The following is a 14,529-nucleotide window of genomic DNA, read 5'->3' on the forward strand; positions in this document are numbered from 1 at the left end:
TTCTGTCGAGTGATTGACGGAATCCGGCCCCTTCGAGCCCGGACCGCATTGGGGGTCGAGGCCTCAACCCTGCTGCGGTGTTCCGGCGTCCTTCTCTTTCGCTGCCTTCGCCTCTCTGTCGTCCTTGACTTTGAAGAACTGTTAGAGTCCCGCAGCGACAGCAAGGGGCCATGATCACGGGCAATGCGGTCTCGGGCTCCCCAGCCCCGTCCCTTGCTTCCTGCGGTGCTCGTTTTGGTGTAGTGGAATCTACTCCGCGCCGGACTCGAAAGACCCGGACGAATAGGGCACATTTTCCTTAGCTAATGGATCCCCTGAAGATCCAGACCCGGGCCCCGCGCCCATGCGGCGAGCCCAGCCTCGGGTGCACGTCGCCACCGGACTTCATCCCGCTAGCGGCCAGGGCTGCCAGCCACGCTGCAACCCGGCAACTCGGGTGCGGGCCGCGTCGAGGATTTCGGCGCCCTGAGCAGTATGGAGACCGCCCCCGCGCTTCCTCGTCGATCCGGCCCCGCGTTCATAGGCGAGCGCGTGCTCGAACCAGTCAGGCTCCGGCCCGGGGAAGCGCTCGGCGAACCGGCCCTCGGCAACGGCAAGGACCGTCTGCTCGAGGTCGCGGAGATCGGCCTCGGTGGGCCAGATGACCTCGCCGGCTGGGTTCCGCAGGCGGTGGTGCTCCTCGAAGACGTCCCTCGGCATGGCCGGGAACCTGAAGCCGGTCAGCGCCCCCGCGCGCACTGCGACTCCACGGACGGGCGAGACGGCCATCGCGAGCGGCGCCGCGTCCGGCGATCCCGGCTCGACCGTCACGGCCCATCCTCCGCCCTCGAGGTCATCGCCCGTCGGGAGGGATGGAGGAGCACCGCTGCGGACGGCGACGCGGTAGTTGGCTTGGAGATGGGTGAGGAGCGCGAGGGCAATCTGCTCCAGGGCCCCGGCGTCACCGGGCTCCGCACCGGCGGGCCGCACGTAGGGGTGCGGGAGGGTGCGGGGCACGGGTTCGGGGAAATCGAGCGGCTCGGCGTAGACGGCCGCGGCCCAGGCGCGCACGCGCTCGCTCAGCTGTTCCAGTTGTTCAGGCGTGGCGTCGCCCAGACGCGTCAGCAGGGTGAGAGGCGTGATCCGCTGCCGGGGGCCACGGACGATGTCGCCGACCCAGCAGGCGTCCGGGCGGAGCGCCGTGAGCGCATTCCCGAGGAACACCGCCGCGGCCTCGGCCAGACCGGGCCGATCCATCATCTCGCGGTGGTGCGCGCGGAGCTGCCCGACGAGCGCAACGGGGTCACGCGCCGTCGTGCGCGGATCGATGCCGCGGGAGGCGAGGAAGCCGACGAAAGGCCCGTACCCGGCGCGGTGCCGGACGGGGGCGGCCGAGGGTCCATCGGGGCGCGATGTGTACGCCGCGGCCCTTCGCGCCATCGGAGCGGACGCGGGCAGCGCGCGGGCAGGCCCCTCGAACAGGTCCTCCTCCATCCGGCCAGCGTAGCCTCAGGCGAGAACCGCCTCCAAGGTCGCGAGCGCCGTCGTGAGTCGCCCGCGCAGCACAGCGGCCTCGGCTGCGAGCCCGCGCTGAGCCTCGACATACGCGGACTTCCCGGCGGGCGTCTCGATGGCGATGGGCTCGAATCCCCAGTCCGAGAGGTCGTAGGGGGATGCCTGCATGTCCGTCGTGCGCACACGCCAAGCGAGCTCGAAGCAGTCCATGAGCAGCTCGCCCGGGACAGCGGGCCCGAGCTTGTACGCCCACTTGTAGAGGTCCATGTTGGCGTGGAGGCAGCCGGGCTGCTCGAGATCGCGCTGGGCGGCTCGCGTCGGCTGGAGCTCGTTGAGCGGCACCGCGTCGGGGGAGTAGAACCGGAACGCGTCGAAGTGCGTGCAGCGGATGCGGTGCTCCTCGACCACATGGTCCGTGCCTGCGGCCCCGAGCCGCAGCGGCAGGTACTCGTGCCGGATCCCGAACTTCTCCGACCGGTAGGCCATCGCCCACTCGTGCAGCCCGAAGCAGCCGAAGTTCGCAGGCCGCTCCGCAGTGCCGCGCAGGATCACGCCGCAGAAGCGGATGGTCTCCTCACGCTCGCCGGCGTACGCGGGCAGGTCGAGCACGACGGCGGCACTCGCCTCGGGTGCGTCGCCGGCGGGAAGCCCTGCGGCTCCCCGCTCGGCCTCGGTCAGCGCGCGGTAGTGCTTCCAGCCGAGCCTCTCCCGCGCGGCGTCGCCCACGAGCGCAATCCTCGCCCCCGGGTGCCAGCGGCCGAGCTGCCCGGGCTTGTGGGTGTAGTAGGTGAAGAGGAAGTCCTCGATGGGGTGCTTCTTCCGCGCATTGCGCCGCGCCACGAACGGTTCCGCGAACCGTGCGACCCGTTCCGCATGCGCCCGGGCACGCGGGAGCCACTCGTCCTCGGCGAGGACGGAGTTGACTGACGCGAGAGGGCTTGACGGGACGGGCAAGGGCACCCATCGATTATCCCCGAGTCTGGCCCTACGATGGGCGGCATGTCACGGGCGCTGATCCTCGGTTCGGGCGGCCACACCGCGATCGGGTGGGAGGTCGGGGTCCTGCACGGCCTCGCTGCTGGCGGAGTGGATGTCCAGAACTGGGACTACATCGTGGGCTCCTCGGCCGGCTCGTTCGTGGGCGCGCGGCTCGCGGCCGGCCTCCTCGATGCGACGTACACCGACCTCACGAGCGGGGATCCCGCCGTCGAGCGTGCGGCCTTCGCCGCAGGCATGGGCAACAGCCTCCCGTACCTGCTGAGTCTGGGGGGCCAGATCGGCAGGGCCGCCGTGCAGGCGTGGATCGCCGGCGCGGTGGTGCGCCGGTTCGCCGGTGCCGCGCGGCTCGGCGGCCTCCGTCCCCTGCGCGCGGTCCCGGCCGCACTGGGCCGGGCCTTGGGGCCGGGGAGGCTCACGGCCCGCGAGATGACGGACCTCGCGGCCCTCGCCGTCGGGCTCCGGCAGAGGCAGGCTGCGTGCTACGAGGCATACTGGGCGGGGAAGCTCATGCCGGAGGCCGACTGGCCCAGCATGCGTCTGGGGATCATTGCGTTCTGCTCGAGTCTGGGGCAGCGGCGCGTCATCGAGGCGACCGACGGCGTGCCGCTCGCCCGTGCGGTCGCGGCCAGCACCTCGATCCCTGGGCTGGTCGGGGCCGTCGAGATCGGCGGACGCCATCACATCGACTGCGGGGCGCTCGATTCGACGAGCGCAGACCTCGCTGACGGGTTCGACGACGTGCTCATCCTCGCTCCGGATGCGAACCCTGGTGAGCTTGCGAGAACGGTGCCGCCGCTCGAGGCGCGAGGTTCACGCGTGAGCGTCATTGCGCCGAGCGATCCTGCCTCGTTCGGGGAGGGCGTCCAGCATCTCGACGTCAGCCGAGTGCCGGCGGCGACTGCGCTCGGTGTCCGCGACGGCAGGGAGGCCGTCGAGCGGCTCAGATCACCGTGACGCTCGCACGCCGAGGCGGCGGTCGGATGCGTTCGGCGTCGCAACGTGCTGCCACAGACCCCGCAACGTTGCGCCAGGGACCCCGCAACGGGGAGGAGCTAGGGGGTGGGTGCGTCAGCGGTGGCGCATCAAGGCGTCGGCCTCGCGGCTCGCCTGGGCGGCGGCGATGAGCCGCATCATGGACGCGTGCAGCTCGGCGGCCTCGTCCCGCGTGATGTTCAGCCGCGACATCATGGTGGTGGGCACAGACAGGGCCTGCTCGCGCAACGCTGTGCCCGCGTGGGTGAGCGCGATGTCGAGGGCCCTCTCGTTCCCCATCTGGCGCGTGCGCGTCACGAGCCCGGCGTCCTCGAGCCGTTTGAGCAGCGGGGTCACCGTGGCCGGCTCGAGGAGGAGCGCCTCGCTGATCTCCTTGACGGTCCGCGGTGAACGCTCCCACAGCGCGAGCATCACGAGGTACTGCGGGTGCGTGATGCCAAGCCGGTCCAGAACGGGCCTGTAGGAGGCGACGACGCTCCGGCTCGCCACGCTCAGCGCAAAGCAGAGCTGCTTCTCGAGCAGGAGGTCTTCGCTGTCGTAGGCCATGGTCGATCCTCGATTCATTAGTGCACTAATAATGAGTGTACTGTTGATCTGAGAGAGCGTCAGGCCGAGGAGAGGAACAGCGATGTCGGACGAGGGCTTCGTGCAGAAGTTCATGCGGGCAACGGACAAGTTGCGTCTGGTATTCGGCCCGGCCAACCGCAGCTCGACCACGCACGAGATGACCGAGGAGAATCGGCGCCTCCTGGCCCAGCGCGAGGCCGAGTCGCAGCAGTGGGAAACGCTCACGCGCCCCGACGGCAGCACCTATGTGGTGCCCAAGAACCCGGACGATCGGTCCCTGCGCTGACTCCGACGGCACTCATCTCCCCCTGAGATCTGCGTCACACCGGGCGTACAATGTCCGGTACTGGAAAGGGGGTGAAAAGAGATGCCCCGCACGCACAAGGTTCTCGACACCTTCATGCATGTCACCGAGCGAGCCGCTGCGGTCTGGGGTCCAGCGTCGCACAGCGATCCCGATGCGCCGGTGGTCCACAGGCACGACGACTTCGAGCAGGCCTCGGAGACTGAACTGCGCACCTTCGACGTCGAGACCGACTCCGAAGGACACCACTACGCCGTCCGCAAGGACGAGAAGCCCCCGATGACCCACCACTAGGGTTTCGACTTCGCTGAACCACCGACGGCCGGTCACCTTCCCAAGGAAGGTGACCGGCCGTCGTCGTGCGTGCGGGCAGCAGGCCTCAGCGGCCGGTGCCTCCGTAGACGGTCGCCTCGGCGTCGGAATCGAGGTTGAAGGCCGAGTGGATCGCACGGACAGCGTCGTCGAGCAGGTCAGCGCGGGTCACCACGGAGATGCGGATCTCGGAGGTCGAGATCATGTTGATGTTGATCCCGGCGTCCGAGAGGGCCTGGAAGAACGTCGCCGAGACGCCCGGGTTGGAGCGCATCCCGGCGCCGATGAGGGAGAGCTTGCCGATCTCGGCGTTGTACTCGATGTCCTCGAAGCCGATCTCGTCCTGGGCGGCCTTGAGGGCGGTGAGCGCGTCGGCGCCCTCGATGATCGGCAGGGTGAAGGAGATGTCCGTCTTGCCCCGGCCGAACGTGGAGATGTTCTGGACGATCATGTCCACGTTCGCGTGCGCCTTGGCAATGACCTGGAAGATCGCGGCGGCCTTGCCGGGGATGTCCGGGACGCCCACCACAGTGACCTTGGCCTCGGAGCGATCGTGCGCGACGCCGGAGATGATGGGCTGTTCCAAAGCGACTCCCTCGCTGATGGTGATCGTGTCGTCGGGGCTGGGCAGGACCCACGTCCCCTCGTGCTGGCTGAACGAGGACCGCACATGCACGGGCACCCCGAAGCGGCGTGCGTACTCGACGCAGCGCAGGTGGAGAATCTTGGCGCCGGACGCGGCGAGCTCGAGCATCTCTTCGCTCGAGATGCGGTCGATCTTCTTCGCGGTCGGCACGACGCGCGGGTCCGCGGTGTACACACCGTCCACGTCGGTGTAGATCTCGCACACGTCCGCGTTGAGCGCGGCGGCGAGGGCGACGGCGGTGGTGTCCGAGCCGCCGCGGCCGAGGGTCGTGATGTCGTGGGACTCGCGGCTCACGCCCTGGAAGCCGGCGACGATCGCGATCGCGCCCTTGTCGAGGGCCGTGCGGACGCGGTGCGGGTCGACGTCTATGATGCGCGCCTTGCCGTGGATGCCGTCCGTGATCATGCCGGCCTGGGAGCCGGTGAAGGAGCGCGCCTTCGCGCCGAGCTTGCTGATCGCCATGGCCAGGAGCGCCATCGAGATGCGCTCGCCGGCGGAGAGGAGCATGTCCATCTCGCGGGCCGGGGCCTCGTCGGTGATCTGCGAGGACAGGTCGAGCAGCTCGTCGGTCGTGTCACCCATCGCGGAAACCACGACCACGACCTCGTGCCCCGCGCGCTGGGTCGCCACGACGCGCTCGGCCACCCGCTTGATGCCGGCCGCGTCCGCGACGGACGAGCCGCCGAACTTCTGGACGATGAGCTGCCGGGCAGGCAATTCGAGGGGCAACGACATACGGGCACACTCACAGGGGGTCGAGACGTCAGAAAGGGTCCCAGCCAGTTTACGCGCGGCCCCTGCACGCCGATCAATTGTGACCGGTCCGTGGACGCCGGGGGCCACACGCACGACGGCGGACGGCCCGCCCGGGTGCCCGCTCGCCGTCGTGCGTCGTAACGGGTGCGGATCAGCCGACGAGCTCCGGGTAGTGGATCCTCGCGGTCTGGGGGTGGGCGCGCAGCCAGCCCTTGAGGACGTTCTGGCCGTACGAGGCGAGCATGGGGTTGTGCGGGTCATCGGAGACGCCGCGGGCCTGGGCCGCAAGGTCCGCGGGCAGCTCGACGGGCTCGATCACGGCGTCGAGGCGGGGGGACCAGAAGAACGGCACCGAGTAGCGGTCCACGCCCGCGGGCGGGGCGATGACGCGATGGATCGTGGCCATGAGGTAGCCGTCGGTGGCAACCTCGAGCATCTCGCCGAGGTTCACCACGAGGGCTCCCGGCGTCGGCGGGACGTCGATCCACTCCTCCTGGCCGTACGGCTGGACCTCGAGCCCGCCCACCTCGTCCTGGAGGAGCAGCGTCACAAACCCGTAGTCCGCGTGGAGGCCCACGCCCTGCCGCCCCGCTTCGGGAACAACACCGGTGCCCACGTAGTGCACGAGCTTGCCCATCCAGGCCGGGGTCCCGGCGAAAGGCTCCGCGAAGTGGTCCTCGGGCAGGCCGAGCGAGACCGAGATGGCGGCGAGGAGTTCGGCGCCGACGGCGGACATGAGCTCGGCCCAGTCCATCGCGGCCTTCTCGAGCGCCGGGAACCCGGCGGGCCACTGGTTCGGGCCCTGGAGGTTCAGGTACGGGCGGTTGGCCGGGACATCCTCGAGGGGGAGTCGCTCGGGGCCGTAGTCAATCTGCTCGCGGGCGTCCGCGCGGCCCCGCGTCACCTCGGTCCCGAGCCGCGTGTAGCCGCGGAACTGGGCGGAGTTGCGGTTGTCGAGGGCCAGACGGTCCTCGAGCGGCTCGCGGAAGAACTGGGCGACCGTGTCGAGGAGCTCCCGGTCCTGGCCGGGACGCGCGCCGTAGCCCGTGATCTGGAAGAAGCCGACGTTGTGCGTCGCGTCCCGCAGCGCATCCAGGAACTCCGAGGTGAACGTGCCATCCGCTCCCCTCGCGGCTGAGAGGTCGAGGGCAGGGATGGAGGTGCGTGCCGTGCTCATGTTTCCAGCATGCGCCGCTTGCCGCCGGGGGCTTAATAGTCTGTCACACTTCAATTCGGCGACACGCGAGCGCGACCCGGCCCGGCGGCGTCGTGCGCGGGTTGGTGCAGCCCGTGGCCGGCTCAGCCGATCGCGCTGCGGCGGCCCTCGAAGGCTCGCCCGAGCGTGACCTCGTCGGCGTACTCGAGGTCGCCGCCCACGGGCAGCCCAGACGCCAGACGCGTGACGCTGACGCCGATCGACTTGAGCATGCGGGCCAGATAGGTGCTCGTCGCCTCGCCCTCGAGGTTGGGGTTCGTGGCCAGGATGATCTCGGTGACCGTCTCGTCGTTGAGCCGCGTGAGGAGCTCGCGGATGCGCAGCTGGTCCGGCCCGACTCCGGCGATGGGGTTGATTGCGCCACCCAGAACGTGATAACGGCCACGGTAGGCCCGCGTGCGCTCGATCGCGAGCACATCCTTCGACTCCTCGACCACGCAGATCACGCTCGGATCCCGGCGCGTATCCCGGCAGATCGAGCACGTGTCCTGCTCCGAGACGTTGCCGCAGATCTGGCAGAACTTGACGCGTTCCTTGACGCTGATGATCGCCGTGGCCAGACGCTTCATGTCATCGGCATCCGCCTCGAGGATGTGGAAGGCGAGCCGCTGGGCGGACTTCGGTCCGATGCCGGGAAGCCGGCCGAGCTCATCGATCAGTTCTTGGACTACGCCTTCATACACCCCACTACGCTACCGCGGGGGAACGACACTGCCGTCCAGGCCGCGCTCCTCGATGAGCTTGCCGCCCAGGATCCGCTCGACCGCCGCGCGCCCGAACAGGCTGGACTGCTCGACCGTCTCGTCGTCTGCGCTCGGGACCTCCTCGACATACGCCTGGGGGGCGGGCGCCTGCTGCTGGGGCTGCTGCTGGGCCATCTCCGCGGCGGCCTTCTGGCTGAGGCGCTCGTACATGCTCAGCTTCCGGCCGCCCTGGGAGGCGGCGGCCGCGTTCGCGGGGGCTTTGGGCTGGATGGGCGCCTGGGCGGCCGCCGGTGCGTACGACGGCGCTGCTGCCGCCGGCTGCTGCGCGAGCGGCCAGGGAGTCGCGGGCTGCTTCGCGGTGGGGGAGGACTCAGCGGAGCCCGCCGGGGTGCTCCCGTTGCGGACGTTCGGCTCCGTTCCCACGCTCCAGACGCCAGGGGTGCTTTCCCGCGCGAACGACCACGGGTCCGCCGAAGCCGTGGTGTCCTTGGCTGAATCGCCGCGGCTTGCCGGACTGCCGCCGGCGTTCTGCATCCTCTCGCGCGTCGGACCTGTCTGACGGCTGGGCTGACCGGTGGACGTTGGCTGCGGGGGCTGCTGACGGCGTGCAGCCGAGTACCCGGAGTCCTCGGGGTACGGCTCGTCCCACTCACCGGTCGGTTCCTCATCCGAGTAGGGGATGTCGTCGTAGGGGGACGGAGCGGGCGCGGGGGTCGGCGCGGACGGGAAGCGGGCCTCCCGCGCGGGGGTCTCCGGTGTTTGGGCCTCAGGCGTGCGCCCCTGCGGCTGCGTGGGCACTTCGGCGGGGTGCGCATCTCGTGGACGTGCCTCCGCGTTCAGGGCGGGGGAGGCGCCGGGTGCGCTCGGCTCGGGTATGTGGGTCTCGGGCGTGCTCCCTGGCTGTTGCGTGGGCAGCTCGGCAGGGTGCGGACCCTGCGGTTGCGTTCGCGTCTTCGCGGTGGAGGCGCGCGTCGGGACAGGGCTGGAGGCGGGAGCCGTTGCAGGGGTCGCAGGCGCAGGTGCCAGACCCCATGCAACGTCCGCGGCGGAGGGAAGCGACGAGACCGGCGGTGTTTTCGGCGGCGTGGATGGTGTTGGGTTAGCTGCCGGCTGGGCGGTCGAACCAGCGGTGTGACGGGAGGCCGACGGCTCCGGTTCGGCGTTGCCGGAGGCAGGAGCGGACTGTGCCGCGGGGGCCCTCCCGGGCAGGGGGGTGCCCGGGTGCGGATCAGCGGGCGCTTTTGGGCGCTCCCCACCTCCCGCGGTGGGAGCAGTCCCGGGCCCATTGCCTCCCGTGACGGCGTCGATCTGACAGTCGACCCCGAGCACAGTCTGAATGGCCCGGTGCAGGTTCTCGGAATGGTCTGCTCGGCTGAAGGCGGCTGCCAGTCCGGATGTCCCAAAGGCCAGGGCGAGCGTGCGGCCGTCGAAGCCCGCGACCGAGGCGTTCGGTCCCACGAGCGCCCACGTGCTGCGCTTGACCTTCGCGAGCGCGTCGAGGATGTCAGGCCAGGCGCGCCGGAACATCTCGACGCTCCCCGCGCCCCCACCCTGCGCCGAGGTCACCTGCTGTGGCGCCGAGGTCACCCCCGGTGGCGCCGAGGTCACCCCCGGTGGCGCCGACGTCACCGGTTCTGGCGCCGAGGTCGCCCCGTGTGGCCCCGAGGTCGGGGCTTCGGATCGGGGCTTCGACTCCGCTTCGCTTCGCTCAGCCACCGGCGCGGCTGGCCGTTCGGCCATCGGCTGGGGCTTCGATTCCGGCGCGCTGCGCTCAACCACCGGGGTCGCGGTGCGCTCGACCGCTGGAGCCAGCCCCTCGCCGTCGTGCGCGAAGGAGAGGCGGCGCTCAAGACGGTCCACCCGCGCGGCCCAGCCGCGCTCGGCCATGTCAGCTGCGGGGAGCATGAGCCGCGCGCACAGGAGCTCGAGGTGCAGGCGCGGCGACGTGGCCCCGGTCATCTCGTTGAAGGCCTCGTTGGTGACGTCCGCCGCGCGGGAGAGCTCGGCGGCGCCGAGGTTCTGGGCCTGGACGCGCATGCGGGCGAGCTGGTCGGCGGGGATACCACGCAGGATCGATTCGGCGGCGTCGGGCAGGGCCTGGACGATGATGAGGTCGCGGAACCGCTCGAGCAGGTCCTCGACGAAGCGCCGCGGATCGTGTCCGGTCTGGATCACGCGGTCGACGGCGCTGAACACCGTTCCGGAGTCGCCGGCGGCCATGGCGTCCACAACGTCGTCGAGCAGCGCGGCATGCGTGTATCCGAGGAGCGCGACGGCGAGCTCGTAGTCGATCCCCTCCGTCCCGGCGCCGGCCATGAGCTGGTCGAGCACCGACAGCGAGTCGCGGACGGATCCGCCGCCGGCCCGCACCACGAGTGAGAGCACGCCGGGTGCCACGGGCACGTGCTCGGACGCGCACAGCTGCTCGAGGTACGCCAGGAGCGGCTCGGGGGGAACGAGCCGGAACGGGTAGTGGTGGGTACGCGAGCGGATCGTGCCGATGACCTTGTCCGGCTCGGTCGTCGCGAAGATGAACTTGATGTGCTCCGGCGGCTCCTCGACGATCTTCAGGAGCGCGTTGAATCCGGCCGAGGTGACCATGTGGGCCTCGTCGATGATGAAGATCTTGTAGCGGTCCCGCACGGGCGCGAAGGTGGCGCGCTCGCGGAGGTCGCGGGCGTCGTCGACGCCGCCGTGGCTCGCGGCGTCGATCTCGATGACGTCAAGGGAGCCGGACCCCCCGCGCGCGAGCTCGACGCAGCTCGAGCAGACCCCGCACGGGGTCGGCGTGGGGCCCTGCTCGCAGTTGAGGCAGCGGGCCAGGATGCGTGCCGAAGTGGTCTTGCCGCAGCCGCGCGGCCCGGAGAAGAGGTAGGCGTGGTTGACGCGGTTCTTGCGCAGCGCCGTCATGAGCGGTTCGGTGACATGTTCCTGCCCGATCACGTCCTGGAACGTGTCCGGCCGATACCGGCGGTAGAGGGCAGCGGGAGCAGTCACGGAAGAAACCCTACCAATCGGGACCGATACCCGGTCCGGGTTATCCACAGGTACGTAAAGGCCCCTCATGCACCCGCCAGAGCCCACTTACCCTTGCTACCTTCCGGTCCTGGGGGAGTTCAGCAGGATGACGCCACATGAGGGGCTGGAGACCATCTTAGCGGAGTTCGGCGGGTGCTCCGAACCGCGGCCGAGGTCAGCTGCCGGATGAGGGCGATGGCGAAGGTGCGGGTGTTGCCGGAGCCTTCGCAGGCGCCTTCTGGATCGCCTGGGCGACCTTCTGGACCGCCGCGCCGTAGGTGCCGTCGAGCGCGCGGCCCTTGATGGCCTGCGCATCTGCGGCTTCCTGGCCCGCCGCGGCGCCCGCGAGCTGCCACAGGTCCTGGCGCAGCTTCTCGGGGAGGCGGCGGAACGCGGCCGGGAACCGGTTGATCGCGGCCCGCGCGGCAGTCTGCGCGTGCTCGCCGTACTGGGCCGTGCCGTCCTGGCGGATCACGACGGCGAGCACGCGCCTCAGTGCGGACCGCGCCGGGTGCTTCGCGGACGACGGCGCACTGCCGCCTGCCGTGGATGCCGACGATGAGGGGACCGCCGCCGCGGCGGGGGCCACGAGGGCGGCGAGGTCGACGCTGGATACGCCCGAACCGGATGCGGATCCGGCGGTTCCGGGAACCGCCGTGTCGACTGCCGAGTCGACCGCCGCGACATCCTCGCCCACGCCGTCGAGCGAGGTGAGGCTTGCAAGGGACTCCTGGCCGGCCTCGCCGGACGCCTCCTGGCTGGCCGACGCGCCCGGGGCCTGAGCGGCATTCGCCTGGAGCGCCACGGCCACGCCGCCGCCGGCGAGGACGGCGGCCGCGAGGGCCGAGGTGGCCCCCGCGATCCAGCGGCGGCGTCGAGGGGGAGTGTGGAGGAGGTCTGACTGGGGGTTCATGGCGGTGCCTTTCGTTCCGGGAGGAGCTCCGGCGGAGCCCTGGAGATGGCTCCATGATCGCTAGGTCGCGCAAGGGCCGTGTTCGGCCACTGTTCGGGGAACGTAAAGTCTGCCGCGGTGGGCCGGATGGCCACGCTGCCACGCGCCGTCGTGCGCTTGAATGAGAGGGTGGAAGAGGATCGGGGCCTCGTGCTCGTGGCCGAGGACGAGCAGGCCATCGCTGATCTCGAACGCCTGTACCTCGCCCGTGCCGGCTACGGCGTGCATGTGGAGCGCGACGGCGCGACCGCGCTCGAGCAGATCCGGCGGCTCAGGCCCGTGGCGATCGTCCTCGACGTGGGCCTGCCCGGCCTCGACGGCGTCGAGATCTGCCGCCGCCTCCGCGAGGCAGACGACTGGACACCCGTGATCTTCGTGACCGCCCGCGACGATGAGGTGGACCGCGTGCTCGGCCTCGAACTCGGCGCCGACGACTATCTGACCAAGCCGTTCTCCCCGCGGGAGCTCGTGGCGCGGATCCGCAGTGTCCTCCGCCGCACGGCAGGACCGCAGGCGCCGCGCGTGCTGAGCGTCGGGACCGTGCGGCTGGACCTCGGCAGGCGCACCGCCGAGGCGGAGGGACTGCCCGTCCAGCTGACCGCGATGGAATTCGACCTCCTCGCGCACCTCATGTCCCAGCCCGGGCGCGTGTTCAGCCGGGAGCAGCTCCTCGCCGCCGTGTGGGGGCAGGCCGACTACGGCGGCGGGCGCACGGTGGACGTCCACGTGGCCCAGCTCCGCGCCAAGCTCGGCGCGGCGAGCCCTCTGCGCACCACGCGCGGCGTCGGGTACAGCGTGGCCGCCGACCCCGCTGGCACCGAGCGGCGGGGGCTCCCGTGAAGGCCTGGTTCCGTTCCCTGCACGCCCGGGTCACGCTCGTCATGGCCGCCGTGGCGGCGATCGCCACGCTCGTGGCGGGGTTTGTCGGGGCGCAGCTCATCCGCTCCGCCGCCGTGGACCAGGCGCGCTCGAGCCTGGCCCGCGAGGCGACGGCCCTGAGCGCCTCGGGGAGCGTGACCGACCTCGCCTCCCTGCGCGAGCTCGCATTCGGCGAGGCCGGCCGGATCGCGCTCGTGCAGCCGGACGGCACAGTGACCGGGGCGGGGCGCCGGCTCGTGAGCGCTGCGGCCGCGCGGAAGGTCCTCGGGGGCCAGTCGGTGTCGCAGGCCGAGACCGTGCTCGGCGTGCCGGTGGTCGTGGAGGCCCGTCCCATCTCCGCTGGCGGCGGACTTGTCCTCGCCGAACCCGTCTCGGCGGTCACGCAGGCCGCCGGGCCACTCGTCACCCGGCTCCTGTGGTCCCTCCTCATCGGCTTCGCGGCCGCCGTGCTCGGCGGGGCCCTCGTGGCCCGGTGGGTCGCGCGGCCGCTCGTGCGGGTGGCCGGTGCCGCGCGCCGGCTCGCCGGCGGTGAGCGGGGCGTGGCGGTCGACGCCGCGGGGCCGGCCGAGGTGCGCGAGGTCTCCGAGGCCCTCGCGGGCCTCGACGCCTCTCTCGGCGCGAGTGAGGCACGCCAGCGCGAGTTCCTCCTCTCCGTCTCGCATGAGATGCGCACGCCCCTCACGGCCCTGCAGGGCTACGCCGAGGCGCTCGCTGACGGGATCATCGCGGCCGACGACGTTCCCCGCGTCGGCAGGACCCTGTCCGCCGAGACCGAGCGGCTGGACCACTTTGTCCGTGACCTCCTTGAGCTGGCCCGGCTCGAGGCAGACGACTTCCGCGTCGATCTGCAGGCCGTCGACGCCGCTGCCGTGCTTCCCACCGTGGTGGAAGCGTGGCGCGGGGTGTGGGAGCCGGCGGGCGTCGCGATGCGCGCCGGGGTGGCTGGCCCGCTGTCCGTTGTGACGGATGCGCGCCGGCTGCGGCAACTGCTCGACGGGCTCGTCGAGAATGCGCTCAGGGCCGTGCCGCCGGGGGCGCCCGTGGTGCTGTCTGGGCGGCAGGAGGGCGGCGCCGTCGTGCTCGAGGTCCGCGACGGCGGTCCGGGGCTGAGCGACGACGACCTGCGGCACGCTTTCGAGCGGGGCGCGCTGCGGGGCAGGTACGCGGGGGAGCGGAAGGTCGGCACTGGGCTTGGGCTCTCGATTGCCGCGCGGCTCGCGTCACGGATGGGCATCCGCCTCGCCGCAGGCCGGGCACCCGAGGGCGGTGCTGCGTTCACGCTGACGCTTCCCGCGGCGCCCGGTTCCGTGCCCGGCGCGGGGCGCGATGCGGCGTCCTGAATCAGGCCCGGATGGGCGGCAGGGGCATGCGCCAGGGGCGGGCGCGCGCGGCCGATTCGGTGCATCGGCCGCGTTCAGGTATTCTGGTACCTGCTCTTGACGGAGCACAGCCTGGAGGATTCGCCTAGCGGCCTATGGCGCACGCCTGGAACGCGTGTTGGGTTCACGCCCTCGGGGGTTCAAATCCCCCATCCTCCGCGCAATCCGATGCAGAATACCCCGGTCCTCGGACCGGGGTATTCTGCATTCTCGGAGCCTACTTGGGTCCTGCGAATCGTGTACTTGATTCGTGGGCCCACGACTGGCCAAACGGGTGGCGGGATGCCCAGAATAGGACCGTGCGCCGCGG

The 14,529-nt window shown here is 71.1% G+C and carries 13 protein-coding genes, 1 tRNA gene and 1 other RNA gene; 6 read left to right on the plus strand and 9 right to left on the minus strand.

The window, feature by feature from the left end:
* Window positions 1–384: 384 nt before the first annotated feature.
* Window positions 385–1,473: a DUF6226 family protein gene (locus AB5L97_RS02575; RefSeq protein WP_369046335.1), complete on the minus strand. Its 1,089-nt coding sequence runs from the start codon at window positions 1,471–1,473 to the stop codon at window positions 385–387.
* Window positions 1,474–1,488: 15 nt separating this feature from the next.
* Window positions 1,489–2,454: a 3-methyladenine DNA glycosylase gene (locus tag AB5L97_RS02580; protein WP_369046336.1), complete on the minus strand. Its 966-nt coding sequence runs from the start codon at window positions 2,452–2,454 to the stop codon at window positions 1,489–1,491.
* A 39-nt stretch (window positions 2,455–2,493) separates the two neighbouring features.
* Between AB5L97_RS02580 and AB5L97_RS02585 the strand changes: the two genes are divergently transcribed.
* Window positions 2,494–3,447 (plus strand): patatin-like phospholipase family protein, encoded by a 954-nt coding sequence (locus tag AB5L97_RS02585; protein WP_369046337.1) that lies wholly within the window; start codon window positions 2,494–2,496, stop codon window positions 3,445–3,447.
* A 114-nt stretch (window positions 3,448–3,561) separates the two neighbouring features.
* Here the strand turns inward: AB5L97_RS02585 and AB5L97_RS02590 are convergent, their stop codons facing one another.
* Complete coding sequence (locus AB5L97_RS02590; RefSeq protein ID WP_369046338.1) at window positions 3,562–4,032, minus strand: MarR family winged helix-turn-helix transcriptional regulator; 471 nt, start codon at window positions 4,030–4,032, stop codon at window positions 3,562–3,564.
* An 82-nt stretch (window positions 4,033–4,114) separates the two neighbouring features.
* Here AB5L97_RS02590 and AB5L97_RS02595 point away from each other — a divergent pair, with 82 nt between their 5' ends.
* Both AB5L97_RS02595 and AB5L97_RS02600 read left to right on the plus strand, forming a co-directional pair.
* Entirely contained in the window at window positions 4,115–4,339 is a 225-nt protein-coding gene (locus AB5L97_RS02595) for a hypothetical protein (RefSeq protein WP_307956885.1), read from the plus strand.
* 81 nt (window positions 4,340–4,420) lie between these two features.
* Entirely contained in the window at window positions 4,421–4,651 is a 231-nt protein-coding gene (locus AB5L97_RS02600; protein WP_369046339.1) for a hypothetical protein, read from the plus strand.
* A gap of 85 nt (window positions 4,652–4,736) precedes the next feature.
* Here the strand turns inward: AB5L97_RS02600 and AB5L97_RS02605 are convergent, their stop codons facing one another.
* The 6 genes from AB5L97_RS02605 to AB5L97_RS02630 all read right to left on the minus strand — a co-directional run bounded on the left by AB5L97_RS02605 (window position 4,737) and on the right by AB5L97_RS02630 (window position 11,922).
* Window positions 4,737–6,050 (minus strand): aspartate kinase, encoded by a 1,314-nt coding sequence (locus tag AB5L97_RS02605; protein ID WP_307956883.1) that lies wholly within the window; start codon window positions 6,048–6,050, stop codon window positions 4,737–4,739.
* A gap of 172 nt (window positions 6,051–6,222) precedes the next feature.
* Window positions 6,223–7,248, minus strand: coding sequence for an isopenicillin N synthase family dioxygenase (locus AB5L97_RS02610; protein ID WP_307956882.1), 1,026 nt, complete (start codon window positions 7,246–7,248; stop codon window positions 6,223–6,225).
* Between the two features lie 122 nt (window positions 7,249–7,370).
* Window positions 7,371–7,970: a recombination mediator RecR gene (gene recR / locus AB5L97_RS02615; protein WP_307956881.1), complete on the minus strand. Its 600-nt coding sequence runs from the start codon at window positions 7,968–7,970 to the stop codon at window positions 7,371–7,373.
* Between the two features lie 9 nt (window positions 7,971–7,979).
* Window positions 7,980–10,988, minus strand: a complete 3,009-nt coding sequence (locus tag AB5L97_RS02620) for a DNA polymerase III subunit gamma and tau (RefSeq protein ID WP_369046340.1) — start codon at window positions 10,986–10,988, stop codon at window positions 7,980–7,982.
* 53 nt (window positions 10,989–11,041) lie between these two features.
* Window positions 11,042–11,138, minus strand: an RNA gene (gene ffs, locus AB5L97_RS02625) — signal recognition particle sRNA small type.
* A gap of 46 nt (window positions 11,139–11,184) precedes the next feature.
* Window positions 11,185–11,922 carry a hypothetical protein gene (locus AB5L97_RS02630; protein WP_369046341.1) on the minus strand — a complete coding sequence of 246 codons (738 nt, stop codon included), beginning with the start codon at window positions 11,920–11,922 and terminating at the stop codon, window positions 11,185–11,187.
* 168 nt (window positions 11,923–12,090) lie between these two features.
* Here AB5L97_RS02630 and AB5L97_RS02635 point away from each other — a divergent pair, with 168 nt between their 5' ends.
* From AB5L97_RS02635 to AB5L97_RS02645, 3 genes are all read left to right on the plus strand, one after another.
* Complete coding sequence (locus AB5L97_RS02635) at window positions 12,091–12,801, plus strand: response regulator transcription factor (protein ID WP_369046342.1); 711 nt, start codon at window positions 12,091–12,093, stop codon at window positions 12,799–12,801.
* Window positions 12,798–14,180 (plus strand): sensor histidine kinase, encoded by a 1,383-nt coding sequence (locus tag AB5L97_RS02640; RefSeq protein ID WP_369046343.1) that lies wholly within the window; start codon window positions 12,798–12,800, stop codon window positions 14,178–14,180. The genes AB5L97_RS02635 and AB5L97_RS02640 overlap by 4 nt, the downstream gene beginning before the upstream one ends.
* Before the next feature lie 113 nt (window positions 14,181–14,293).
* Window positions 14,294–14,378 (plus strand) — tRNA-Ser (locus tag AB5L97_RS02645).
* The last annotated feature ends 151 nt before the right edge of the window (window positions 14,379–14,529 follow it).

It is taken from the genome of Sinomonas sp. P10A9 (genome assembly GCF_041022165.1).
In the GTDB taxonomy this organism is placed as follows: Bacteria; Actinomycetota; Actinomycetes; order Actinomycetales; family Micrococcaceae; genus Sinomonas; species Sinomonas puerhi.

What these genes read in the sequence shown, in the direction of transcription:
- AB5L97_RS02575 (WP_369046335.1), bottom strand. Translation starts at nt 1,473, where the DNA reads ATGGAGGAGGACCTGTTCGAGGGGCCTGCCCGCGCGCTGCCCGCGTCC.
- AB5L97_RS02585 (WP_369046337.1), top strand. Translation starts at nt 2,494, where the DNA reads ATGTCACGGGCGCTGATCCTCGGTTCGGGCGGCCACACCGCGATCGGG.
- AB5L97_RS02590 (WP_369046338.1), bottom strand. Translation starts at nt 4,032, where the DNA reads ATGGCCTACGACAGCGAAGACCTCCTGCTCGAGAAGCAGCTCTGCTTT.
- AB5L97_RS02595 (WP_307956885.1), top strand. Translation starts at nt 4,115, where the DNA reads ATGTCGGACGAGGGCTTCGTGCAGAAGTTCATGCGGGCAACGGACAAG.
- AB5L97_RS02600 (WP_369046339.1), top strand. Translation starts at nt 4,421, where the DNA reads ATGCCCCGCACGCACAAGGTTCTCGACACCTTCATGCATGTCACCGAG.
- AB5L97_RS02605 (WP_307956883.1), bottom strand. Translation starts at nt 6,050, where the DNA reads ATGTCGTTGCCCCTCGAATTGCCTGCCCGGCAGCTCATCGTCCAGAAG.
- AB5L97_RS02610 (WP_307956882.1), bottom strand. Translation starts at nt 7,248, where the DNA reads ATGAGCACGGCACGCACCTCCATCCCTGCCCTCGACCTCTCAGCCGCG.
- AB5L97_RS02630 (WP_369046341.1), bottom strand. Translation starts at nt 11,922, where the DNA reads ATGAACCCCCAGTCAGACCTCCTCCACACTCCCCCTCGACGCCGCCGC.